Origin of the sequence: Bacteroides sp. ZJ-18 (assembly GCF_011038705.2) — a bacterium.
GTDB lineage: Bacteria > Bacteroidota > Bacteroidia > Bacteroidales > Bacteroidaceae > Bacteroides > Bacteroides hominis.
This window is the reverse complement of the sequence record NZ_CP072198.1, coordinates 2,578,291-2,603,411: the sequence shown is the minus strand read 5'-3', so window position 1 is coordinate 2,603,411 and position 25,121 is coordinate 2,578,291. Positions and strand designations below refer to the sequence as shown.

The 25,121-nt window shown below is 47.6% G+C and carries 15 protein-coding genes and 1 pseudogene; 9 read left to right on the top strand and 7 right to left on the bottom strand.

Going from position 1 to position 25,121, the window contains the following annotated elements; all coding sequences use genetic code 11:
- Nucleotides 1-117: 117 nt before the first annotated feature.
- Nucleotides 118-204 (top strand): annotated as a pseudogene (locus G7Y45_RS20145) (IS982 family transposase); the annotation flags it as partial.
- Nucleotides 205-331: 127 nt separating this feature from the next.
- Complete coding sequence (locus G7Y45_RS10330; RefSeq protein ID WP_165015354.1) at nucleotides 332-1,831, top strand: L-lactate permease; 1,500 nt, start codon at nucleotides 332-334, stop codon at nucleotides 1,829-1,831.
- A 135-nt stretch (nucleotides 1,832-1,966) separates the two neighbouring features.
- Here the strand turns inward: G7Y45_RS10330 and G7Y45_RS10325 are convergent, their stop codons facing one another.
- Together G7Y45_RS10325 and G7Y45_RS10320 are read right to left on the bottom strand one after the other, a co-directional pair.
- The gene (locus tag G7Y45_RS10325) at nucleotides 1,967-3,559 is read right to left on the bottom strand and encodes a RagB/SusD family nutrient uptake outer membrane protein (protein ID WP_032536353.1); all 1,593 of its coding nucleotides are present in this window, start codon (nucleotides 3,557-3,559) and stop codon (nucleotides 1,967-1,969) included.
- Between the two features lie 99 nt (nucleotides 3,560-3,658).
- Nucleotides 3,659-6,787, bottom strand: coding sequence for a TonB-dependent receptor (locus tag G7Y45_RS10320; protein ID WP_165015351.1), 3,129 nt, complete (start codon nucleotides 6,785-6,787; stop codon nucleotides 3,659-3,661).
- Nucleotides 6,788-7,410: 623 nt separating this feature from the next.
- Here G7Y45_RS10320 and G7Y45_RS10315 point away from each other — a divergent pair.
- The 6 genes from G7Y45_RS10315 to G7Y45_RS10290 all read left to right on the top strand — a co-directional run bounded on the left by G7Y45_RS10315 (nucleotide 7,411) and on the right by G7Y45_RS10290 (nucleotide 15,105).
- Nucleotides 7,411-7,818: a hypothetical protein gene (locus G7Y45_RS10315; RefSeq protein ID WP_005809130.1), complete on the top strand. Its 408-nt coding sequence runs from the start codon at nucleotides 7,411-7,413 to the stop codon at nucleotides 7,816-7,818.
- The gene (gene bioA / locus G7Y45_RS10310) at nucleotides 7,808-10,045 is read left to right on the top strand and encodes an adenosylmethionine--8-amino-7-oxononanoate transaminase (protein ID WP_005809132.1); all 2,238 of its coding nucleotides are present in this window, start codon (nucleotides 7,808-7,810) and stop codon (nucleotides 10,043-10,045) included. The genes G7Y45_RS10315 and bioA overlap by 11 nt, the downstream gene beginning before the upstream one ends.
- A gap of 133 nt (nucleotides 10,046-10,178) precedes the next feature.
- Complete coding sequence (locus G7Y45_RS10305) at nucleotides 10,179-11,366, top strand: 8-amino-7-oxononanoate synthase (protein WP_005809134.1); 1,188 nt, start codon at nucleotides 10,179-10,181, stop codon at nucleotides 11,364-11,366.
- A 46-nt stretch (nucleotides 11,367-11,412) separates the two neighbouring features.
- A complete protein-coding gene (gene bioC / locus G7Y45_RS10300; protein ID WP_165015348.1) occupies nucleotides 11,413-12,858 on the top strand; it encodes a malonyl-ACP O-methyltransferase BioC in 1,446 nt (481 codons plus the stop codon).
- Nucleotides 12,859-12,889: 31 nt separating this feature from the next.
- Complete coding sequence (bioD, locus tag G7Y45_RS10295) at nucleotides 12,890-13,531, top strand: dethiobiotin synthase (RefSeq protein WP_005809137.1); 642 nt, start codon at nucleotides 12,890-12,892, stop codon at nucleotides 13,529-13,531.
- Between the two features lie 227 nt (nucleotides 13,532-13,758).
- Complete coding sequence (locus G7Y45_RS10290; protein WP_044301643.1) at nucleotides 13,759-15,105, top strand: NAD(P)/FAD-dependent oxidoreductase; 1,347 nt, start codon at nucleotides 13,759-13,761, stop codon at nucleotides 15,103-15,105.
- A gap of 157 nt (nucleotides 15,106-15,262) precedes the next feature.
- Here the strand turns inward: G7Y45_RS10290 and G7Y45_RS10285 are convergent, their stop codons facing one another.
- From G7Y45_RS10285 to G7Y45_RS10265, 5 genes are all read right to left on the bottom strand, one after another.
- Entirely contained in the window at nucleotides 15,263-17,683 is a 2,421-nt protein-coding gene (locus G7Y45_RS10285; protein ID WP_005776381.1) for an ABC transporter permease, read from the bottom strand.
- Entirely contained in the window at nucleotides 17,680-18,396 is a 717-nt protein-coding gene (locus G7Y45_RS10280) for an ABC transporter ATP-binding protein (protein WP_032536326.1), read from the bottom strand. The genes G7Y45_RS10285 and G7Y45_RS10280 overlap by 4 nt, the downstream gene beginning before the upstream one ends.
- A 21-nt stretch (nucleotides 18,397-18,417) precedes the next feature.
- Entirely contained in the window at nucleotides 18,418-20,823 is a 2,406-nt protein-coding gene (locus tag G7Y45_RS10275; RefSeq protein ID WP_032543795.1) for an ABC transporter permease, read from the bottom strand.
- 12 nt (nucleotides 20,824-20,835) lie between these two features.
- On the bottom strand, nucleotides 20,836-22,083 hold the full coding sequence (locus G7Y45_RS10270; RefSeq protein WP_005809147.1) for an efflux RND transporter periplasmic adaptor subunit: 1,248 nt from the start codon (nucleotides 22,081-22,083) through the stop codon (nucleotides 20,836-20,838).
- A gap of 94 nt (nucleotides 22,084-22,177) precedes the next feature.
- Entirely contained in the window at nucleotides 22,178-23,497 is a 1,320-nt protein-coding gene (locus G7Y45_RS10265) for a TolC family protein (protein WP_032531924.1), read from the bottom strand.
- 281 nt (nucleotides 23,498-23,778) lie between these two features.
- Between G7Y45_RS10265 and G7Y45_RS10260 the strand changes: the two genes are divergently transcribed.
- Nucleotides 23,779-25,119 carry a sigma-54 dependent transcriptional regulator gene (locus G7Y45_RS10260; RefSeq protein WP_165015345.1) on the top strand — a complete coding sequence of 447 codons (1,341 nt, stop codon included), beginning with the start codon at nucleotides 23,779-23,781 and terminating at the stop codon, nucleotides 25,117-25,119.
- Nucleotides 25,120-25,121: the final 2 nt, after the last annotated feature.

Here is a 25,121-nt window from a genome sequence, read left to right as displayed (position 1 = left end):
CAAGAACTCACAGAAATTCAATTACTCCTTGCATTCTTCATTCAAATAAAAATCACTTTGTAATTCTTCAAAAATCACACAAAACGAAACAATAGATCTGAGTATCTATTTCACATAGCTGCCATTGCGGCTTACTGTTTCTTTGAAAAGAAGCCTGCCATTGATGTTAATATTATCAAGGACAGGCAGCTTGCCATGTTTTAGATTATATCGAACTCACGTTATTTACCGCTATACAGCAAAAAAATAATTATTTCATCCGTCAAAACAGGTTCCGGTTTTGTTATATCAATATCTTAACTTAAACATCAACTATTAAAAACAGACAATTATGACATTGATCCTTGCCATCGTTCCGGTATTGCTCTTGATTGTATTAATGGCATTTTTTAAAATGCCGGGTGACAAAAGTAGCGTCATCTCCCTCATAGTAACTATGCTGATAGCTCTTTTCGGATTCCATTATGCGGCAGACAACTTGGTATTTTCATTCGTATACGGTGCACTGAAAGCGGTTTCTCCCATCCTGATTATCATCCTAATGGCTATCTTCAGCTACAATGTATTGCTGAAAACAGAGAAAATGGAGATTATCAAACAACAATTCTCTTCCATCTCTACCGATAAAAGTATTCAGGTACTGCTCCTTACCTGGGGTTTCGGAGGGTTGCTTGAAGCTATGGCAGGTTTTGGTACAGCTGTTGCCATCCCCGCCGCTATCCTGATCAGTCTGGGATTCAAACCCATTTTTTCAGCTACCGTCAGCCTGATTGCCAATAGTGTGGCTACGGCTTTCGGTGCCATAGGTACACCGGTGCTGGTACTCGCCAAAGAAACCAATCTGGATGTACAGGTGCTGAGTACGAACGTCGTACTGCAACTTTCCGTACTAATGTTCCTGATACCGTTGGTACTGCTCTTCCTGACCGACCCGAAAATAAAATCATTACCCAAAAACCTATTTCTGGCACTGCTGGTAGGCGCTGTATCTTTAGGCAGCCAGTACGTTGCGGCCCGATATATGGGGGCGGAATCACCGGCTATCATCGGCAGCATCTTGTCTATCATCGTTATCGTTATTTATGGCAAACTGACCTCTCCGAAAAAAGAGAAAGAACAGAAAAGCATGTTGAAGGGTAAAGATATCCTAAACGCTTGGAGCATTTATCTGCTGATTTTGTTACTGATCATACTGACCAGTCCGCTTTTCCCGGGACTCCGAAGTACGCTTGAAAATAACTGGGTGACACGCATCAGCCTCCCCATCAATGACTCCACCGTGAACTATACCATCGCCTGGCTGACACATGCCGGAGTTCTGCTTTTCGTAGGCACGTTTGTAGGCGGTCTGATACAGGGAGCCAAAGTGAAAGAGCTGTTTGTCGTTTTATGGAACACGGTGAAACAATTAAAGAAAACGTTCGTCACCGTTATCTGCCTGGTGGGGTTATCTACCATTATGGATACGGCAGGCATGATTTCCGTGATTGCCACTGCACTCGCCACAGCCACCGGAAGCCTCTACCCTCTCTTTGCTCCGGTTATCGGCTGTTTGGGTACCTTCATCACCGGAAGTGATACATCCTCGAACATCCTCTTCGGAAAGCTGCAAGCCAGCGTAGCAGGACATATCAATGTCAGTCCGGACTGGTTATCAGCAGCCAATACGGTAGGTGCGACAGGAGGCAAAATCATCTCTCCTCAAAGTATCGCCATCGCTACATCGGCAGGAAACCAACAAGGGAAAGAAGGAGAAATCCTGAAAGCAGCCATTCCATATGCACTGGCTTATGTAGTCATTACGGGAATCATTGTGTATATATTCAGTTAACCATTAACGGTATTGATAAAAAAGGTGTGTCGCAACTCTTATTCACCGCAGAGTTATGACACACCTTTTGTCTATTGTATTAATCTATCTGATTTTTCAGAAACAGGTCATATAAAATCAGTTGACTATGGTTTCTTATTTCAGATTCGTATTTGCATTCGTCTCTTTTTCAGGAATAGAATACAAATAATACTTACTATTGGGCACAAACTTCGTTCCATCGGGGAAGCTGGTGAACCAATGTCCTTCCGGATGATACTTCTTGAAAGTGCCGTTCTGCTGCCAACAATCGTACTCCTTGGCAGCTTCCACATCAGTCAGTGCCACACGTACCACAGGACGTTGCGTACGTAGAACATCAGTAATGCCAAATCCTTCGCCCCACAATTCGCGACGACGCTCCATCAGAATTTCGTCAATCACCTGTTCCTGTGTTTTTCCGGTAAGATCATAGTCAGTCAGTCCGCGGGCATTCCTTAAAGTGTTAAGCGGTTTTACCGCTTCGCCCAATTGACCTTTACGTGCCAAAGCTTCGGCAGCTATCAGATACATCTCGGCAGAACGCATAATGACAATATCTCCCGTCTGATCAGAGCGGATACGGAACTTGCGGTATCCCAGATAACCTTCACGCATCCACTGGAACAATTCCAGACGGATATCACCTTCGGTAAAAGTATCCTTGAAATGCGGATCGGCCATAAAACTATTATATGAATCGGGTTCCACCACATCCAGATAATAGAAGTTATAGCTGGCATCGGACTGGCTGACAGATTGCGGATGTCCCCAGATCCACTCGGTATTCGATATATCGTTGAAACCCATATAGTTTTTGGCATCCGTCATCAAAGTATATCCTTTGGCTGCTTCAAGCGCGGCTTTGGCAGCTTCGTCCCACTGTCCGGTGAGCAGATAAGTACGGGCCAGGAGTCCGTTTACCACATCGGTGTTAGGTTTATATTTCGACTTGTCGTTCGGACGTACATAGCCGTCAAGAAGCCCTTTGGCACGGTTAAGGTCATTAATGATCTGTGTATAAATCTCTTCAAGAGTCGCCTTCCCCTTAGGTTTGGTATTCGGATTGGTGGGTTCGGTATACAACGGCACACAAAGAGCATTCTTATCTTTCAGATAGGTGAACTGATAATGCTGTGCCAAATGAAGATAACAGAAAGCACGTACGGCGAGTGCCTGTCCCTGGGCATGCCGGAATTCCGGTGTATCATCATCCCCGGTAGCTTGGATAGAAATGGCCGTATTACAGTTATCAATGGTCTTATACATCAGATACCAGGCAAAAGTGGTACGCCCGTCGGAAGGCATCACCACGTCGTTGAACTGATAAGAAGAATTAAACCCATACATGGGACGTGAAACTACGTCATCAGCCATCATGTCGTCCTGACACATCAAAGCACGATAGCCGATGTTGGCATAAGTGGTACCATATTCGAACAGATTGTACCACGCACCGTTAAAGATGCGTTCGGCATTCGAAGGCACGGGTACGAGACCGGAATCTACGGCATCTGTCGGCTTATTGTCTAAGAAGTCACTGCTGCAACTCCCCAGAAACAAAAGAAAGAAGAGAAGGAGAAAGGGAACCTTACCTTTAGGGATCTTATCTCCGGAGGCATTACTCACGGAAGTCTCTCTCCTACCCTCTTTCCGAAGAAAAAGAGAAGAGGAGATACGTCTGTTATTGTTAAATCGTATTGTTCTCATATCATCTATTATTTTATACTTTACTATATATGATTTATTCATGATTAAATCGAGCTGAAGCATACTATTGCAACAGCACCTTTTCTGAGGATTAAAACCTTAGAACGAAACATTGATTCCTCCTGAAATGGAACGCATAGCCGGATAACGGTAATATGTCAACCCACTGATATCCTGTTCGGGATCGAGTCCCTGATTCTTCGAAACGGTAAGCAGATTATCGGCCTGTACAAACAATTGTAGGCTGTTCAGGCTGATCTTCTTTATCATCGGTTGCGGGAAGTTATACGATAGTGTGATATTCTTCATCCGCAGGAACGAGTTATTAAACAGGTTACGTGTGGAATTTGCATTCCAACTGTTCGATATGGTTTTTAGTGCCGGTACATCAGTATATCGATTCTCCGGTGTCCAACGGTTCAGGATTTCTGTCGACCAGGCACGTCCGGTAGAACTTCCGTTATGCCATAGCATAGTTACGTCACGGTCCACGATATAATTTCCGATACTATAGGCAAAAATTGTCGATAGTTCAAAACCCTTATACGAGAAAGCGGTATTAAATCCCCCGTACACTTTGGGTAAGGATGATTTGCCGGTATAGTAATAATCCGCCTGGGCATAGTCATTGGTAGTCGTACGCCCGGTGATCTTGTTATTGGCATCCTTCACATTTTTGTACCACAACGGATCCCCGTTTTCCGGATCAACTCCCGCCCATTTCTTCATGTAAAAATCATAAACAGAACGTCCCACTGCCAGTTTATGAACTCCGTTCACAGGCATATCTTTCAATGGAAGGTCAGTCACGACATTCTTATAATGTGTCAGGTTAAGCCCCAATCGCCACATAAAGTCCCGGGTATGGATTAAGGTACCTTTCAGATCGATTTCAACACCAGTATTCTTTAGTTCGCCTACATTCTCGTCTACTGAATTATAACCGAGCGAGGGAGCCAACGGACGGGAATAGAGTAAATCTTTCGAACGCCGACGGAAGAAATCGAACGAACCGGAGAATCGGTTGTTGAACAACGAGAAGTCAATGCCGGCATTGAAATTCAAGTTGGTTTCCCACTTCAGTTTTGGTGTAGCCAGACGATCGGATACCAATGCATTCTCTCCGTTATTGCTCACCACCGAATAAAGTCCGCTGCTGGCATAATACGTTCCCAAATTATCGTTACCCTGCGCACCATAACTAACCTTCAATGTGAGAGCAGAAAGCCAGTCGCTCGTAGCCACCATGAAGTCTTCACGATCGATACGCCAGGAAGCACCGACGGACCAGAAATTACCCCAACGGGTCTCTGGAGCAAAACGGGAAGATCCGTCCCGCCGATAAGAACCTGAAAAGAAATATTTGCTTTGATAGTCATATTGGGCATTTAAGAAGTATCCTACCAACGAGTAATTGACGCGGTATCCTGTCCCTCCGGTTACCAGCGAACCGACAGCCAGTTCGGGAAAATCGGGCAATGCCATATTCGAACGGGATGCCCGCAACACATCGTAACGGTAAGAATAAGCCTCTTGTCCGGCCAACAGGTTGAAATGATGCTCTCCGAGGGTTTTGTCATAAGTCAGGATATTATTCCAAGTCCACGAAAAAGTACGGTCGTTTTCACGACTCGATGAACCTCCGGTATTAACAGCCGGGCCTATTTTAGGGTTGGTATAGTCGAGTGAATTATAATTGATCAGGTCAAAGTTGAAGCTGGTTTTAAACTTCAATCCTTCGATAAAAGTAACTTCAAGGAAAGTACGTCCCGAAAATTCATCTTTCATACGCTCCGACTTATCATTGGGTAATGTAGCCGGAAGGTTCCAGTTAGCCATCGAACCGGACGGACGGTAAGAACCGAAATCGTATATCCGCTGTCCCTCGGAATCCAGTTTATAGGTTCCGTCTTCGTTCATCTGATAGATGGGATAGAACCCGTTCATCAGACGGCCGGCATTGATGACGTTACTTGTTTTCGTATCCGATGATACAGGATAATTCTGCAAAGAGTGGGCAAAGCTCATGTTCACTCCTCCCCGAAGCCATTTGGTCATCTGGCTTGTCACGTTCGAACGGAGATTAAAGCGTTCATAGCCGGACTCCAAGGCAATACCTTTATCATTCAGATATCCGGCAGAGAAGTAATATTGATTGGTTTTGCCCCCTCCTGAGACATTCAATCCCAATTCCGTGCGAAGTGCCTGCTGCTCCATGGCATCCTGCCAATCGAAGTTCCAGAGTGGAACGGCCCCGTCCACCAATTTTCCATCCGTGCCTACCGGCTGAGGGTATTTAGCCCCATAAGGATTGGGGCCACTCCCCATGAGTTTTCCTACCAAGTCTTTAGAAGCTTTGATAGCCGCCGTCTGAGGAGTATAATTCTTTGTATCAAGTGCATATTGGTTACGTAAAGCCTCCCAATAAAGTTCGAAGTACTGATCGGTGCCGATCCGGTCGTAATCGCGTACCGCACGATTGGAACCACCGAAGCTGGCTTTCACATTCACCGTAGTCTTCGAATCGCTTTGTCCCTGCTTGGTGGTGATAATAATTACACCGTTGGCTCCACGCGAACCGTACAAAGCAGCCGAGGCCGCATCTTTCAGAACCGTCATCGATGCGATATCTTCGGGGTTGATAGAGTTCACACTGCCGTCATAGGGCACACCATCCACTACATAAAGAGGTGCGCTGGACGCATTGATGGATCCGATACCGCGGATACGTATGGTTGCATCGGTACCCGGCTGGCCGCTTGCAGCACTTGCCTGCAGACCGGCTACGGTTCCTTCAAGGGCACGTGATACACTCGAGGTTTGTAACTTTGCTATCTCGTCACCTTTAACGGTAGAGGCGGCACCGGTGAAACTATATTTTTTGGCAGTGGCATAGGCTACTACCATCACTTCTTCCAATTGTTTGCTGTCGGGCACCAGTTCGACATTGATCACTGAGCGTCCACCCACTTTATGTTCCACAGATTTCAGCCCGATAAAACTGAATACCAGCGTACCATCGGACGGTACATTAATGGAATACTTACCGTCGATACCCGTAATGGTGCCGACACTGGTTCCTTTCACTAATACCGATACACCGGGCAACGGGTCTCCTTCGGACACAACAGTGCCCGAAACACGTATGTCATTCATTGTCCCGGCATGTAATGCTGCAACCGAAACCACAAAGAGCAACGTAAATAATAGACGTAAATTGGTCTTCATACCTTAAGTTTAGTTATGTTTAAATTAGAATCTTTTGTTTAACACACAATCCGGCAGATTGTTGTTAAAAGCTTTAAAACTGTTGCTTTATTCTTGAAGGTGTGTCAAAAAGCCACCTACATTTTTTAATTAATTTTCACGGATCATTTCCTGCTGCAAAAGTAGAGTATAGTGGTTGTTCCCGAAATCCCTTTTATAGGGGATTCTTGTACCGCATTTATGGTAGGGAAGATATCCTTCATCTGTTCCTTGATTCCGGAGTCGGATAACAATAATCATTTACATTAAATATCATCTTCGATACCTGCCCGTACAATAGGCTTGTCCCTGCCCAACAGTCACCGTGTCTCCGCCCAACAGTCACCGTGTCTCTGCCCAACAGTGACCACGTCTCCGCCCAACAGTGCCCACGTTCGGGAATAATCTGCCCTACAAGTCTTCTGGGAGGTCATGACATCCGGGAAGCAACACGCACGGCAGTCCCGGAAAACATGCGAAGAATATCAACAAGCAGTAATCTTTCCAACAAATATCTACCCGCAAACCGATACGATCCCTTGGTCATTCCGCGGATTCTTTGTAGCTTTGCCCCGTCCGGTAACATGATATTCCCCATATAGCTTATGAAAAAAGAAAGGTATATATCGCATTCGTTCATCCGCTTCCGCCAGTGGAGCCGGAAAGCCTATGCCATATTCGCCACTTTGGGATTGTGTGTCACCATCGGACAATTGAGAAAGAATGTCACGGAATGTGCGTTGTGTAAGCAACAGACTCCACATGCGGAAGGAATTGACCCGCAACGTGAAACAGAAGATTCTGTCCCGGAAGAAGATTGGGAGAGTACCGTACTGTCTCCCACACCCTTACTCTTTCTTTTCATTCCATTTCAATCTTTGAAATATTCTTATTCAGGTGCCGCACAGCAGGCTGTTGCGACATCCGTTTTATACATTTTATATAAAGAGGTTGCCTCCCATCCAAATGGGACCGGCAACCTCTTTTTTAATTCCCCATCCTATGACCATTGAAGAAATCAAAAACCAAGTATTACAGGGAACGGCGATCAGCCGTGAGCAGGCCGAATGGCTGGCACAATTTCCCCGAAAAGAAGAGTTGTACGATGCAGCGCACGAAATCACCCGTTTCTGCGCTTCACAGGAGTTCGACATGTGTTCCATCATCAATGCCCGTTCGGGACGCTGCCCCGAAAACTGCAAATGGTGTGCACAGTCGTCCCACTACAAGACGAAGGCAGATGTATACGATCTGGTGAGTGCGGAAGAGTGTCTGCGCCAGGCCAAATACAACGAAGCGCAAGGAATCAATCGTTTTTCACTGGTGACCAGCGGTCGGAAACCTTCGCCTAAAAACATGAAGGAACTTTGTGTAGCCGCACGACGAATGCGACGTCACTCGTCTATCCGGCTATGCGCCTCACTGGGACTATTGGACGAAGAAGAATTACAGGCACTGTACAATGCCGGAGTCACCCGGTATCACTGTAACCTTGAGACTGCTCCTTCACATTTCGACTCACTCTGCACCACACATACACAGGAGCAGAAACTGAAGACCCTGCATGCCGCACGACGGGTGGGAATGGACCTTTGTTGCGGAGGTATCATCGGTATGGGCGAAACCGTGGAACAACGGATCGAGTTTGCCTTCACGCTCCGCGAGCTCGACATCCAGTCCATCCCGATCAACTTGCTGCAACCCATACCGGGCACTCCGCTCGAACATCAGTCACCGCTCAGCGAAGAAGAGGTACTGACAACAGTCGCCCTTTTCCGTTTCATCAACCCTACAGCCTACCTGCGCTTTGCCGGGGGACGTTCGCAGCTCACGCCCGAAGCTGTCCGGAAATCGCTCTATATCGGCATTAACTCCGCCATTGTGGGAGATTTGCTGACTACTCTTGGCTCTAAAGTATCGGATGACAAAGAGATGATTCTTTCGGAAGGCTACCATTTTGCCGACTCACAGTTCGACCGCGAACACTTATGGCACCCGTATACTTCGACTTCCAATCCACTTCCGGTCTATAAAGTGAAACGGGCTGACGGTGTCACCATCACATTAGCAAGCGGGCAGACACTGATCGAAGGTATGTCATCGTGGTGGTGTGCAGTCCACGGATACAATCATCCGGCATTGAACCGGGCAGTACAAGAGCAACTCAGCAAGATGTCTCACGTCATGTTCGGCGGACTTACACACGATCCGGCTATCGAACTCGGCAAACTGTTGCTGCCGCTGGTTCCGCCTTCCATGCAAAAGATATTCTATGCCGATTCAGGTTCGGTAGCAGTTGAAGTAGCGATGAAAATGGCCGTACAGTATTGGTATGCAGCCGGACAACCGGAAAAAAGTAATTTCGTCACCATCCGCAACGGCTACCACGGAGATACCTGGAATGCCATGTCGGTATGCGATCCGGTAACGGGAATGCATAGTATCTTCGGTTCGGCACTCCCTATCCGCCATTTTCTCCCCGCCCCTACTTCACGGTTCGGAGACGAATGGGATCCGGAAGACATCCGTCCGCTGGAACAACTGCTGGAAAAGCAGTCCGGAAAACTGGCAGCTTTCATTCTCGAGCCAATTGTACAAGGTGCGGGAGGCATGCGGTTCTATCATCCGGAATACCTACGGCAAGCTGCACGCCTCTGCCGACAGCATGGGGTATTGTTGATCTTTGACGAAATAGCGACCGGATTCGGGCGTACCGGAAAATTCTTCGCCTGGGAACATGCCGGAGTAGAGCCGGACATCATGTGCATCGGAAAAGCCCTGACAGGAGGATACATGACCCTGTCGGCAGTACTGACCACCAACGAAGTAGCAGACTGCATCTCCAACCATTTCCCGGGTGCCTTCATGCACGGGCCTACGTTTATGGGAAATCCTCTGGCATGTGCCGTGGCGTGTGCATCGATACGGCTGCTTCTGGAATCCGGCTGGCAAGAAAATGTAAAACGGATCGAAGCACAACTAAACCGTGAACTGGCTCCGGCGCGTAAGCTTCCTCAAGTAGCGGACGTACGGGTATTGGGTGCCATCGGAGTGATCGAAATGAAAGAACCGGTGAACATGGCACATCTGCAACGCCGTTTTGTAGAAGAAGGGATCTGGCTGCGTCCGTTTGGTAAACTGGTATATGTAATGCCCCCGTTTATCATTACATCCGAACAGTTGACGAAACTGACGGAAGGAATGATAAAATGTATAACCGACGGCTCCACCTGTCTCTAAACTGATGATTCACCACAGAGGACACAGAGGACACAGAGAATATATTTCTCTTAAACATCCTAATAAACAAGAGATTAAAACTCTGTGTCCTCTGTGTCCTCTGTGGTGAAATAAACTCAAAAACATTACAATCATGAACTATAATCAAGAAACGGAAGGCTATGAATCCGTCCGTTTCTTTGAGGAGTTGAAACTTCTCAAAGAACAGAATAATTTCCGTATCCTCCCTACCCTGATTCATCAAGGCAAAGAGGTCATCATTAACGGGCAACGGATGCTAAACCTATCGTCCAACGATTACTTGGGACTGGCCAATGATACTGTCTTACTAAATGCTTTCTGGCAGACAGTAAAACCGGAAGAAGTCAAATTCTCTTCCTCTTCCTCCCGTCTGCTTACCGGTAATTTTGCCGCATACGGTGAACTGGAAGATCTCTTGTCTTCACTTTTCGGAACAGAAGCAGCATTGGTATTCAACTGCGGATATCATGCCAATACAGGTATTCTGCCAGCCATATGCAACACAAAGACACTGATTCTCGCGGACAAACTGGTACATGCCAGCCTGATAGACGGTATCCGATTATCGGAGGCCAAATATATCCGTTATCGGCACAATGAATACAGCCAGTTAGAAAAATTAGTTGAAACCCATCACAAACAATACGAACAGGTGATTATCGTTACCGAAAGCATCTTCAGTATGGATGGAGACGAAGCAGACCTGCCCCGGCTGATCAAGCTCAAACAAAAGTATCCGAACATACTGCTCTACGTGGACGAAGCCCATGCGGTAGGTATCCGGGGAGCAGGCGGACTGGGATGTGCCGAAGCTTACGGATGCATAGCGGATATCGACTTTCTGGTAGGTACTTTCGGAAAAGCGCTGGCTTCTGCCGGAGCCTACGTAGTATGCAGACAAGTAATACGGGATTATCTGATTAATAAGATGCGTCCTTTCATCTTCACCACCGGTCTTCCGCCCGTCACCCTGCAATGGACTTCATTCGTACTCCGCCATTTGGCGGAATATCAAGAAAAGAGAGAACATCTGGCAGCCATCAGTAAGTGTTTGCGAGTTGCGCTCCGGGAGAAAGGTTATTCTTCCACTTCAGTCAGTCAGATCGTGCCTATGGTAGCAGGTGAAAGTGTAACCGCCATACAAATAGCGAAAGAGTTACAACGCAAAGGATTCTACGCATTACCTGTCCGTCCGCCTACAGTACCGGAAGGTACTTCCCGCATCCGCTTTTCACTGACCGCAGACGTGACAGACGAGGAAGTGGAAAAACTCATATCAACAGTAAATGATAATCGATGAACTGTAAACGATGAATGATAAACTGTGAACGATAAACAATAAAGCTATGATACTTAAAAGACTATATCAAACAAAATATTCTCAGAACTCTCCTCTCCCCGGGAGAGAGACCGGGAGTGAAGTCATTCTCTTCTTTACCGGATGGGGAATGGACGAAACTCCCTTCATACATTATCTCCCACAACATAGAGACTTGATTATCTGCTATGATTACCGTTCCCTTGACTTTGACAAGACGTTGCTCTCCACATATACCCAAATACAGGTTGTAGCCTGGTCAATGGGAGTATGGGCTGCTTCACAAGTGCTGCAAGGCAGTAACCTTCCCATAACGCAAAGCATTGCCATCAACGGTACTCCTTTCCCCATCGATGACGCAAGAGGAATCCCTCCCGTCATTTTTGAGGGCACACTCAACAACCTCAGCGAAGCAACGCTACAGAAGTTTCGCAGACGGATGTGCGGTTCGGGAAGTGACTTTAAGGCTTTCTGCGAGATAGCTCCCCAAAGAACGGTTGAGGAACTGAAAGAGGAACTGGCCGCCATCCGCAAGCAATGCAACGAACTGCCCCCATCCGCCTTTGTCTGGAATAAAGCGATTATCGGAGAATCAGACCATATCTTTCCGTCCCGGAATCAGGAACAGGCGTGGGAAGAGCATTGCACTGAAATACAACGATATGAAGGAGCACATTATGACGATAAGATATTGAAAGAGAACCTCTCTCCCATTATTCCCTTTTCCAAACAGCTGATCGCCCAACGCTTCTCAAAAGCAATCGATACCTATCCTCACGAAGCCCGCGTGCAACAGCAGATTGCCCGGAAAATGTGTACCCTGTTACAGCAGCACCTCCCCCGGCAATCTTTCCGCCGCATCGTAGAGTTCGGTTGTGGCACGGGTACTTACTCGCGTCTGTTGCTCCGTTCGTTTCGTCCGGAACGCTTACTGCTGAATGATCTCTGTGAAGAGATGCGCCACAGTTGCGAAGATATCCTGAACGAACAGGTTTCTTTCCTGCCCGGAGATGCCGAAGCACTTGCCTTTCCCCACGGAACGGAACTGATCACCTCGTGTTCCGTCCTGCAATGGTTTGAGCATCCCGACGCTTTTTTCCGCAAATGCGAAAACATCCTGAATGCACAGGGATACATCGCCTTCAGTACATTCGGGAAAGAAAACATGAAGGAGATCCGTCAACTGACCGGACAGGGACTCGCCTACCGTTCAAGAGAAGAACTGACTGCTTCGCTCTCGGCACTATACGACATCGTGCATACGGAAGAAGAAGTCATCTCACTGAATTTCAGCAATCCGATGGAAGTACTTTATCACCTGAAACAAACCGGAGTGACGGGTACCTGTAACAGAGCCTGGACCCGGAGCAAACTGAGCCTCTTCTGTCAGGAATATGAGCGTCTGTTCAGCCCTGGTAAAGGCTCTGTTTCACTGACCTATCATCCCATTTATATCATTGCAAAGAAAAGATAATAACGACCTGCGGGTCTCAAACATAAGAAGTATGAAAAAGAATGTGTATTTTATCAGCGGCATCGATACAGATGCAGGAAAGAGTTATGCCACAGGTTATCTGGCACGGGAATTGAACCGGAAAGGCCAACGTACCATTACCCAAAAGTTTATCCAGACCGGAAATACGGGTCATTCGGAAGATATCGACCTGCACCGCCGCATCATGGACATCGCCCTTACCGATGACGACCGGGAAGGATTGACCATGCCTGAAATCTTTTCTTATCCCTGTTCTCCACATCTCGCCTCACGCATCGACGGACGGCCTATCGATTTCGACAAGATAGAACGTGCCACAGAAGAGTTGAGCCACCGTTATGACATCGTCCTGCTCGAAGGTGCCGGCGGACTGATGGTTCCACTCTCCGAAGAGTTCCTGACCATCGACTATGTAGCGCAAAAGGGTTATCCGTTACTTTTTGTCACTTCGGGCAAGCTGGGCAGCATCAACCATACTCTACTCAGCCTGGAAGCTATCAAAAGCCGGGGCATCGAACTGGATACGGTGTTATACAACCTCTATCCCACAGTCGAAGACCGAACCATACAAGAGGATACACAGCAATTTATCCAACGGTATCTGCAGAAGCATTTCCCGGAAACTAAATTCAGGACAGTACCGGAATTATAAACGCCACGATACACTATTGCAAAATCTCTTTCACCACAGATTAACGGATTACACAAACAGGCAATTCACGGATAAGCAACTCCGGCTGTTATATCTTTGTGTAATCTCTTAACCTGTGATGATAACAAGTATTTTAATTGCTGTTTACGGAAACTTTATACCGATGATAAATGTTTATTTCATGACATTAGTTTTTAGACACATCAGGTTAAATAGAAGTTTTCAGTATGAGTTTCAACATTGTAAAAAACGACAAGAAGCGTGTCATCATCGTAGGTGGTGGCTTCGGTGGTCTCAAGTTGGCCAACAAGCTAAAGAAATCTGGCTTTCAGGTTGTTTTAGTAGACAAGAACAATTATCATCAGTTTCCTCCCCTGATTTATCAGGTCGCATCCGCCGGACTTGAACCCAGCTCTATCTCCTTCCCTTTCCGGAAGATTTTTCAAAAGCGAAAAGACTTTTACTTCCGCATGGCAGAGGTACGGGCCATTTTCCCCGAGAAAAAGATGATCCAGACTTCCATCGGTAAAGCAGAATATGATTACCTGGTATTGGCAGCCGGCACTACTTCGAACTTCTTCGGCAACGAACACATCGAAGAAGAAGCCATGCCTATGAAAACCGTTTCGGAAGCCATGGGATTGAGAAATGCTCTGCTGGCAAACTTTGAACGGTCAATCACCTGCGCCACAGAACGTGAGCGACAGGAGTTGCTTAATGTTGTCGTAGTGGGCGGAGGAGCCACCGGAGTGGAGATAGCCGGAGTACTTTCGGAAATGAAAAAGTTCGTACTCCCCAATGATTATCCGGATATGCCCAGCAGCCTGATGCACGTCTATCTGATTGAAGCAGGAGACAGACTGTTGGCCGGAATGTCCGAAGATTCATCGCGTCATGCCGAACAGTTCCTACGCGAAATGGGAGTCAACATCCTGCTGAACAAGCGGGTGACGGACTACAAAGATCATAAAGTGGTGTTGGAAGACGGGACAGAGATAGCCACACGCACCTTCATCTGGGTGAGTGGTGTGGCAGCCATCACCTTTGGCAATATCGGCGGAGAGTTACTGGGACGAGGAAGAAGAATCAAGGTAGACGAATTTAACCGTGTACAGGGAACTGAGCATATTTTCGCAATCGGCGACCAGTGTATCCAGACCACGGACAAGAACTATCCCAACGGACACCCGCAACTGGCACAAGTAGCCATCCAACAAGGAGAGCTGCTTGCCAAAAACTTGCAAAGACTGGAAAAAGGAAAACCGATGCAACCGTTCCATTACCGCAACCTGGGATCGATGGCAACCGTAGGACGCAACCGTGCCGTAGCAGAGTTCAGCAGTTTCAAAACCGCCGGATGGCTGGCCTGGGTGATGTGGCTGGTTGTTCACTTACGTTCCATCCTGGGAGTGCGAAACAAAGCAAACGTATTGCTCAACTGGGTATGGAATTACTTCACTTACGACCAGTCTCTGCGAATGATTGTTTATGCAAAAAAAGCAAAAGAGGTGCGTGACCGTGAAGAACTGGAAGCGAAAACGCATTGGGGTGAAGAGAACCATACACAGCCATAAAGGAATTATCGCTCCGCTCAGGAATCGGAGAAATTAAACCAACTGATTTTGCAATGACTTTTAATCCACCACAGAGTACACAGAGAGCACAGAGTTTTTAATCTCTGTGTACTCCGTGTACTCTGTGGTGAATTGTATTCGTATCTATTCCGTCAGGTTACTCATATCGTAATGACCGTGCCGGTTTTCCCACTATGATCTTCACTGTCTGGCAGGCTACTGTCACAAACGAAATCAGCAGCATCAACACTACCGGAATTATAAAGAACCATGCTTTCAGGTCCGTGCGGAAAGCATAATGACTCAACCAGGCATTCATGCTGAACCAGGCGACGGGCAGCGCAATGACTACTGCTACCAGGATCAATTGGAAGAAGCCTTTACCCAGTTGATAGAACAGATTCCAACGGGTAGCCCCCAATACTTTCCGGATCCCCATCTCCTTGGTACGCGTCGAGCACGAAAACATTACCAGTACCCACAATCCCAGACAAGAGATGAAAATAGCCAGACCTGTAAAACAGCCGATCATGACACCGAACACCTCGTCCTGCCGATACTGATGATCGAAGAACTGGTCGAGGAAGAAGAAGTCGTAACTGGAATCTTCGAAATAGCGATGCCAGATCTCCTCAACCTGTGACACCAGCTCCTTCGGGTCGCCGGACTTCATCACAACAGAGATATACCGCTGCGGCAACCAGTCGATTTTATCTTTATGAATCAACATAATCGGCGTATAGTTTTTATTGAGTGCCTGCTGGTGATAATCCTTCACCACGCCGATGATCTGCATCGGAGCATCGGTACACTCCACCTCTATCTCTTCGCCGAGAGCCTCTTCGTTAGAAGCAAGTCCTAAGTTACGGACAGCAGACTCGTTGACCACCAACTTATTCACGTCGTCTCCATAATCCTCGGAGAACCCGCGTCCAGCCACAAGCTGAAGTCCGTAAGCATCGATGTAGTCCGGGTCACACACCAGCATTTCATAGAGCCGGTTTTGCTTCAAAGCGTCGCTTTTCCGGCGATTGGATAAGAAGGTAGCCACCTCTTCACCCGGAACCGCACCGGAAAAAGTGACTTTATCCACCAAAGGCAGACGGGCAATAGCTTTCTTCATGGCTTCGAGTTTGGTATTCATCCCTTCGGTCCGTCCGGGGAATTTCACCACCAGGGTCTGGTCCGTCTTCACTCCCAACGACTGACTGCGCATGAAGTTCAACTGCGCAAACACAATCAATGTACCGCACAACAGAATCATGGAAGCTGTATACTGAACAACCACGAGCACTTTGCGAGTGCCTTCTCCCGACTTACTGTTGAGGAACTTTCCCTTCAGCAACGTAATCGGTTTACGATTCAGCAGTGCCAGCGCAGGATAGTAACCGGAAAGGAAAATACCGCCAACTAACACGAACAACAGTAACAGCCACCAATATCCGGTCAACCAGACAGAGAAGGTAACCGTACGGCTTACCAACTGATTGAAATACGGGAGAACCAGTTCAATCAGCCCCACAGCCAGCACAAAAGCAACCAAGTTCATCACCAAAGCCTCAAATAAGAACTGTGAAATAAGCTGTTTGCGGAAAGCTCCTATCACCCGGCGTACCCCTACTTCCTTGGCACGTTCCATCGAACGGGCTACGGTCAGGTTGATATAATTGATCCAGGCAATTGCCAGAATGGCTATGGCAGCAAAGATCAGGGCAATCATCGCCGTGCGGTTTCCTTTGATCTCGGCCTCGTATCCCACTTGGGGTTTGAGATGGATATCGGCCAATGGAGTCAGTGAAACGCCCCAGATTTTGTTCTTCAAAGCCTCGTCCGTCTTATATTTCTCCGCCATTGCCGGAAACGCTTCTTCTATTTCTGCCTTCCTTTCGGGAGAATCGAGTAATACGTAAGTATAAACCTCGTGCTTATACCAATAATCATGCAAATACTGTCCGAGCGATTTATAGGAAATCAGGAAATTGTAATGGACATGTGAATTGGAAGGCATCTCTTTCATAACACCGGTCACTTCGCAAACCACCTTGTCATAAGGTCCAGTAAAGATAAGTATCTTACCGATGGGATCTTCATCCTGAAAATATTTACGGGCAATCCGTTCGGTGATGACCACCTGCCGGGGCATGGAGAGGCAAGTGGCTTTATCTCCCTTCACCAACTCAAAGTCGAACAAACGGAAGAAGCCGGGATCGGCATAAGCAATCTGGTTTTCACGTAAAGTAAGTTCACCATACTTCACAATCTGTTCCGGCTGATACAAGGAGACCACCCGCGTATAGTCTTCAATTCCGGCCAGATTCTCTTTCATGGCCGAACCATAACCAAACGAACTGCTGGCCCAATAGTCGGTCTGTACTTCGCCTTCATAGAAAGTGCTTTCCACACGGAAAATGCGTTCGTACTTCTCGTGCATCTTGTCGAAACTGAACTCAAAAGTGACATAAGTCAATATCAGCAAGGCAGATGCCATGCCGACTGCCAATCCGAAAACATTGATGAAACTGAATCCCTTCCGTTTCATCAGGTTACGATAGGCACTATTCCAATAATTCCCTATCATACGCTCTCTGTATTAGTCCCGGAAGTTTCGGCCAACGGACGGTTGATATTCTCGGCTACGATCTTCCCATCGAGCAAGCGGATAATCCGGTGGGCATAAGTCGCATCACGCTGCGAGTGAGTAACGATGATGATGGTAGTCCCCTGACGGTTCAGTTCCCGTAGTAGCTCCATCACTTCCACACCGTTTACCGAGTCGAGGTTTCCGGTCGGTTCATCGGCAAGCAACAATTTACAGTCCGTCACCACGGCACGGGCTATGGCGACGCGCTGTTGTTGTCCACCGGAAAGCTGTTGCGGAAAATGATTGGCACGGTGCAACAAGTTTACCTTCTCAAGTACCTGTTTCACCTTTTCTTTCCGTACGGCAGGTTTCATGCCCAGATATACCAGAGGAAGCTCCACATTCTCGTATACGGTCAGTTCGTCAATCAGGTTGAAACTCTGGAAGATAAATCCCAGATTTCCCTTACGCAGGGCCGTCAGTTGGTTCTCGTTCATCTTGTCCACCTGTTTGCCTTCGAAGAAGTAAGAACCGGAAGTGGGTGAATCGAGTGTACCCAGGATATTCAGCAGAGTAGACTTGCCACACCCGGAAGGACCCATGATAGCTACAAATTCTCCCCGCTCCACTTGCATGGTCACTTCATTCAACGCTTTGGTCTGCACCTCCTCGGTGGTGAAGAGCATAGACAGTTTTTCTGTTTTAATCATAATCGTTATATATTATATTAGTTATTCATATTTTAAAATGCGCATAGGTTTCTGGCGGATGGTACGCCATACCTGTTGGAACACAGTGAGAAAGGCTATCAGCATCAGCAGTACAAAAGTGGCTGCATATATCCACCAGGACAGCGAAATGTGGAAAGCGTACGTTTCCAGCCAAGCATTCATCAGCACTGCCGATACAGGAATACCGATTGCAGATGCCAATACGGTAAGCAACAACAGTTCTTTGGTCAGGACAAAGAATAGGCTGGTTTTATTTGCGCCGAGCACTTTGCGGATACCCACCTCCTTCAAACGTGACAAGGTGGAAAACAGTGTTACAATCCACAATCCAAGGCAAGCAACAAATACGGCAAGCAATGAGGCGCTGGCAAATATCCAGCCAAAATTACGATCGGATTTGTATAGGAATTCATTAAAATCATTCAAAAAGAAATAAGAAAATAAAGAAGTCGGGAAGTATTCACGATACATCTGTTCAATTTCCGTCAAGACGCCGGCATCACCCTTTCCTTTCAGACAGACAGAAATATAAGGCGTTGCAATAAAAGGAACACGCTCTTTCAAAAAGAAAATGATAGGCTTGTAAGCCACGGCAAGCGATTGCTGGTGGTAGTTCTCCACCACTCCTATTATCTCAAGCGGGTCACTAACCACTTCCATTTTAAGTTGTTGCCCCAACGCCGCTTCTGCCGATTCGTAGCCCAACAGCCTGACAGCTTCTTCGTTAAGCACCACCCGGTTAAGATCGCCACCATAATCTTCGGAAAAACTTCGTCCGCAAACCATACGGGGCATATAGGCAGACAAATAGTCGTAGTCTACAGAAAACATCTGTATCAATTTTACTTGTGAAGGATCGCTTCCATACGGCCGATTGGTAAAATAGTTGGCAACTTCCACACCGGGAACAGCTCCCGAAACTGTCACGTGACTTACATCCGCCCGTTGCTTCAAACGTTTGGTGAAGCTCTCCATGCGCAGCGACAGTCCCTCAGTGAACGAAGGATATTTAATGACCAGAATGCGGGTATTCAGATCCGATTCGGCCTCACGCTGCATGTAACGGACCTGTTGAAACACAGTAAACGTGCCTGCAATCAGAACAAAAGAAGCCAGGAACTGAACAACAATCAACGCCTTTCTGATCCGGTTGCCTCTCTTTCCGTGCAACAGTTTACCGCGCATAATCTCCGACGGACGGATAGTGACCATCAGCCAGGAAGGATAAAGCCCTACAACCAACGTACCGATGATAACCACTCCGGCTACAATCCCCCAGAAAGCGGGTTGCATAAGTATGTCTGTCCCGAAGCTTTGCCCTGCCCAGCGATAGACAAGAGGCAAGAGGAGTTCCAACCAGCCGAAAGCTATCAACGTAGCCAGCAAGTTCATGAAACCGGACTCAAGAAGTCCCTGGATAATAATCTGACGGCGCGAAGCACCAAAAGCTTTACGGAGCCCGAACTCCCGTCCACGCTCCAAAAAGCGGGCTACGGTCAGGTTCAAGGCATTTGCCCAACCTATCAGCAGCAGAATGGCGGACATTACGAACAAAATAAGAACTGCCGTCCGGCTTCCTTTCACCTCTTTCTCGTATGCTTTTTGAGGAGTAAGGTGAATGTCTTTCAACGGGATCAGTTCTACAGCCCAGGTTTTATGTTTCAGTGCATCAGTCTTGTACTTGTCGGATATGTCACGGAAAGCCTGTTCAATTTCTCCCGGAGTCTTTCCGGGCATCAAGCGGACGTAAGTATATACACCGTGAATGTACCAGATGTCCTGCCGTTCCTTGGGAATCGTATTGTAGGAAAGCAGGAAATCGTAGCGCAGGTGCGAACGGACAGGCATATCGGCAATAATGCCCGTTACTTCAAAGTTTTGCTGTGATGAAGAGGTACTGAAGGTCAGTATCTTGCCTATCGGGTCTTCTTCACCAAAATAGCGGCTTGCAGCGCTTTCAGTCAGTACCACCGTATTAGGGCGTACCAGTTGCCCGGTCTTTTCTCCTTTAACTATGGGGAAGTTGAATATTTCGAAAAAGGCAGGCTCGGTATAGCAGTAATGTTCCTCGGCAAATCTCCTGTCGAAGTAATTCACCACCTGCTCGCGATCCTGAGCCGTAACACGGACGTACTTCTCAATTCCCGCTATTTCCCTGTTCATGGCAGGAGCATGCCCATAAGCCGTAGTCGCCCAATTATCCGTCAGCATCTCGCCCTCATACAGTCTGCTTTCAACACGATACACACGGTCGGTATCATGAAATGAATCATAACTTAACTCCGACCAGACATAAAGCATAATAAGAAGTGCCGCCGCAATGCAGACCGACAACCCTGTTATGTTTATCAGCGTCAGAGACTTTTTAACCCGCTGGCTTCGTATCACTTGCGAAATGTAGTTCATAGTATTCGGTTCTTATTTCAATATAAGTTTCTCGTTATCCCCAAACAATTCATATCCGGATACAATCACCCGGTCGCCCGGTTTCAATCCCTCAGTCACTTCATAATATTGCGGGTTCTGCCGTCCGATCCGGATGGGACGGCGCGTGGCAAATTTACCACTTTCGTCAACAACATACATCCAGCGGCCCCCGGTTATTTGAAAGAATCCGCCACGAGGAACAAGAATGGCCTGGGCAGGATCTCCCAACTGGAGATTGATGTGATAAGTCTGTCCGGCACGGATGTTCTCGGGACGTCCGGAAGTAAATTGAAGGTCGGTACGGAACTGGCCCTCCTTTACCTCGGGATAGGGTTTGGTCACCTCGAGTTTATAGTTTCCTCCGTCACGGGTAAAATCAGCCGGAAGTCCGGGAACCACCCGTTCCACATAATGCTCATCGATCTGTGCCTGCACTTTCAAATCGGGTGTAATGATCTGTCCGATATGCTCGCCGGCAGCAATGGACTGGCCGATTTGAGCATCGAGGTTCCCCACCTGTCCGTCTATGGGAGCTTTTACTTTCAGGTTTTCCACCCGTTCACGTACCAGGGCAAGACTGCGCTTCATATTACGGATGTTTTCATCAAGACTATGAACCTGACTCTCCCTGAAAATATTGTCCTGACGGATACGTTCGTCCACAACATCCAGTTGTGCCCGTGCCGCCTCATACTCTTCACGTGCCAGCCGGAAGTCTTCCTGTGCTATCAGTTGCTCTTTGATAAGACGGCTGTACTGGTCGTAACGACGCTTCTTCACAGCCAGTTCCTTACTCAGCCCGATGCGCTCCTGCTTCAGCCGCAAGCGCTCCTGTTCCATACTGATGCGGGTGTTGCGCAACTCGTTTTCCTGATAGGCGAGATCGGCTTCGCTCTGCATGATCCCGATGTTCAGGAGCGGATTGCTGAGACGTAGAATGACGTCGCCTGCTTTGACGATGGCCCCCTCTTCTTTCAGGCGCTCCTCGACACGGCCTCCCTCTACCGCATCCATATAGATGATGCGGTTGGGCATCACTTGTCCGATGACCCGGATGTAATCACTGAACTCTCCGCGGGTAACAGTAGCAATGGTCAGCCGGTCTTTTTCTACACTCATAGAAGAGGAAGTGTCCCTGAAAATAAAATAAAAGATAAGTCCCACCAGTGCCACGGCTCCGGCAATAGCATAATAATGTTTTCGCTTCATTCCGGGCTTCCGTTCGATCATTGTATCCATAGATAGTTATTGTTTTATGTATGATTCACGTTTGTTTATAAGGTTATGCCGTCAGGTCGTAAAGGAACGATGTACCGGTCACATACCCCGTATATCACTTCTCACCGGGCAACGTACAAAAGCTTCCCGTCCGATAATAAGTTTCCATCTTCCGGGTCATATCCACCTGTAAGCGCACCCGGGTCAACTCGGCCTTGGCAGAGATAAAGCGATTGCGGGCTTCCATCAGCTGGAATACGGAGATAAGCCCCTCTTCCCATTTTCGTTCGGATTCTTTCAGTACCAGTTCTTCGGCCCTGAACTGCTGCAATACCTGCCGGAATTCATCATATCCGGAACGGAGAGAAAGAACCGTTTCCTCCACCTCTGTATAGAGTTGTTGTTTTTGAAGTTCTTCCTCATTCCGGAGACGGAATATATTCAACTTGTGTTTGCGCAGGGTGGTCAGTCGTTCCAACCCGCTCAATAAAGGGATGGAAATGCCGACACCGATATACTTTCCTAAATTGTCGTTCAGCTGTTTGGTAGAAAAACCGTCGAGATAACGGGAGGCCATTGAGAAACGGGCAAAAACCGTCGGCGAGAACTTACCGCCCGCCATGGCATACTCTTTACGGGCAGCCCGCTGTCTGAGTTCCATCATCCGCATCGAAGGCATTGCTACCAGAGATTGCATATAGAGCTCATCTGTCTGGGGCAGCGAACAAGGCGGAAGAGATTCGTAGTTGATTGTATCCTGAAGTACCAACGTATCCCCGGCATGCAGGTTCAACAATTGTTTCAGTTGGAGCAATGCCAGGCGGCAACCGTTCTCACGCACCTGGTAACGGTAAATATCACCCTCGCGACGGGCTTTGACTTCCTGTAAGTCGGAAACCGACTTCAAACCCAGTTCTACAAAAGCTTCGGTTTGTTTGAGATAACGTTCGCTTAGCCGGCTCTGCTCAAAAGCCAGATCGAGCATCCGCTCTTCAAGCAGGAGTTTATAATAGGCATCCGTCACCCGGCAAGCAAGTTCGTTGCGCCGTTCCTTCAAAGCCCATTCACTCCGGCTGCGGTTCATCTTCTCAAAACGTACCCGGTTGATGCGGGTGAAACCTTCGAAAAGAGAAAGCGTCATGTCCAACCCCACGGTTCCTTCATCGAACGTATTATTGGTATATCCGTTGGTGCTCGGATCGATGGAATGTCCGAAGTTTCGTCCGGCTTCGGCCGATACACTGACGCGGGGAAGGAAACTCCCCACGGCAGAGATATAGTTCATCCGGTTTTCCTTGATATCTATCTCGCTATTCCGCAAAGACGGATTCTGTTTCCATGCGATACGAATACATTCGTCGAGCGATCTCTCTGTCTGTGCAGACAAAAGAGCGGAAAAAAGAAATAAAGTACAAAGTGATATAAGATGTTTCATATAAACCATCTGGGCAAAGAGTGTGCCAAAAAGAATAAACAACTAAAATTCAACCACATAGACTTATCAATAGAAAGATACCGTCCAATATTTGGACGCTACTGCGTACAGATATTGGACGGTTGACGTCAACATTCCCCGGATTTGTCCCCACATCCCCTTCCCATATAAATTCTCAATTCGAAAACGTCTAATTATTGGACACTCTCTTGCAGGGAGTTACAAAAACAAATATCTTTACCACGAACTTAAAAACAGGAAGCGAATCAAAAGGAGATATCATGAACACGGGAACTATTCTGATTGTAGACGATAACAAAGGGGTGTTGGCTTCACTCGAACTTTTGCTTGAAAACTACTTCTGCAAGATACTGACGGCTTCGAACCCGAATCAGATCACTGCCCTGCTGACGACCCACCGCATCGACGTGGTCATCCTGGATATGAACTTCTCGGCAGGCATCAATAATGGCAACGAAGGGCTGTATTGGCTGGGACATATCCGGAAGATGGCTCCTACTCTGCCCGTAGTGATGCTGACTGCTTACGGAGACGTGGAACTTGCCGTAAAAGCACTCAAAAACGGAGCCGCCGACTTCCTCCTGAAACCATGGGATAATCAGACCCTGATCGATAAAGTGACGGAAGCTTACCGCAACAACAGGAAACCTTCGGAACGGCAGACAAAGGAAAACAAAAAAGAAGGGTTCGAAATGCTGGTTGGACATTCGCCTGCCATGCTGCAACTGATGAAAGTAGTATCTAAAGTGGCACGGACAGATGCCAACATCCTGATAACAGGAGAAAACGGAACCGGTAAAGAGATATTGGCACGGGAGATTCACCGCCTTTCACCTCGCGGTGCACGCCCGATGCTGAACGTAGACATGGGAGCGATCAGCGAATCACTGTTCGAGAGTGAACTGTTCGGGCACGAACGGGGGGCTTTCACCGATGCTTACGAAAGCCGCCGGGGAAAGTTTGAGGCCGCCGACGGAAGTTCACTGTTTATGGACGAAATAGGCAACCTGCCCCTGTCGCTCCAGGCCAAGTTGCTCACGGTACTCCAAAGCCGCAATGTGATGCGGTTGGGAAGCAACAAAGTGATCCCGGTAGATATCCGCCTGATTTCGGCAACAAACAAGGACATACCCGCAATGGTAAAAGAGGGGATGTTTCGTGAAGACTTGTTCTACCGCATCAACACCATCCACCTGGAACTGCCTCCCTTGCGTGAGCGGGGAGACGACATTTTGCTCTTTATCGACGGTTTCTTACGTAAATTCGCTTCCAAATATCAACGTCAGGAAATACGGATGCACGAACAGACTGTTGAAAAACTGCGCGGGTATCACTGGCCGGGCAATATCCGGGAGTTGCAGCATACCATCGAGAAAGCGGTCATCTTGTGTGAGGGCAGCGTGATCCGCCCTAAAGATATCTTGGTGAAACAGACCTGGCAGCCACAGGCAGCAGTCACCGTACCCAATCTGGAAGAGGTGGAACGGCAAGCCATCGAAACTGCCATCCTGCAAAACAACGGTAACCTGACTGCCGCTGCCGAGCAACTGGGCGTGAGCCGGCAAACGTTGTATAACAAGCTCAAACGATTCAAACTCTGACC

Excerpts from the sequence above, each read along its gene's own strand:
- G7Y45_RS10285 (WP_005776381.1), bottom strand. The coding sequence starts at position 17,683 with ATGATAGGGAATTATTGGAATAGTGCCTATCGTAACCTGATGAAACGG.
- G7Y45_RS10320 (WP_165015351.1), bottom strand. The coding sequence starts at position 6,787 with ATGAAGACCAATTTACGTCTATTATTTACGTTGCTCTTTGTGGTTTCG.
- G7Y45_RS10290 (WP_044301643.1), top strand. The coding sequence starts at position 13,759 with ATGAGTTTCAACATTGTAAAAAACGACAAGAAGCGTGTCATCATCGTA.
- G7Y45_RS10330 (WP_165015354.1), top strand. The coding sequence starts at position 332 with ATGACATTGATCCTTGCCATCGTTCCGGTATTGCTCTTGATTGTATTA.
- G7Y45_RS10305 (WP_005809134.1), top strand. The coding sequence starts at position 10,179 with ATGAACTATAATCAAGAAACGGAAGGCTATGAATCCGTCCGTTTCTTT.
- G7Y45_RS10260 (WP_165015345.1), top strand. The coding sequence starts at position 23,779 with ATGAACACGGGAACTATTCTGATTGTAGACGATAACAAAGGGGTGTTG.
- G7Y45_RS10315 (WP_005809130.1), top strand. The coding sequence starts at position 7,411 with ATGAAAAAAGAAAGGTATATATCGCATTCGTTCATCCGCTTCCGCCAG.
- G7Y45_RS10265 (WP_032531924.1), bottom strand. The coding sequence starts at position 23,497 with ATGAAACATCTTATATCACTTTGTACTTTATTTCTTTTTTCCGCTCTT.
- bioA (WP_005809132.1), top strand. The coding sequence starts at position 7,808 with ATGACCATTGAAGAAATCAAAAACCAAGTATTACAGGGAACGGCGATC.
- G7Y45_RS10325 (WP_032536353.1), bottom strand. The coding sequence starts at position 3,559 with ATGAGAACAATACGATTTAACAATAACAGACGTATCTCCTCTTCTCTT.
- bioC (WP_165015348.1), top strand. The coding sequence starts at position 11,413 with ATGATACTTAAAAGACTATATCAAACAAAATATTCTCAGAACTCTCCT.
- G7Y45_RS10270 (WP_005809147.1), bottom strand. The coding sequence starts at position 22,083 with ATGGATACAATGATCGAACGGAAGCCCGGAATGAAGCGAAAACATTAT.
- G7Y45_RS10275 (WP_032543795.1), bottom strand. The coding sequence starts at position 20,823 with ATGAACTACATTTCGCAAGTGATACGAAGCCAGCGGGTTAAAAAGTCT.
- G7Y45_RS10280 (WP_032536326.1), bottom strand. The coding sequence starts at position 18,396 with ATGATTAAAACAGAAAAACTGTCTATGCTCTTCACCACCGAGGAGGTG.
- bioD (WP_005809137.1), top strand. The coding sequence starts at position 12,890 with ATGAAAAAGAATGTGTATTTTATCAGCGGCATCGATACAGATGCAGGA.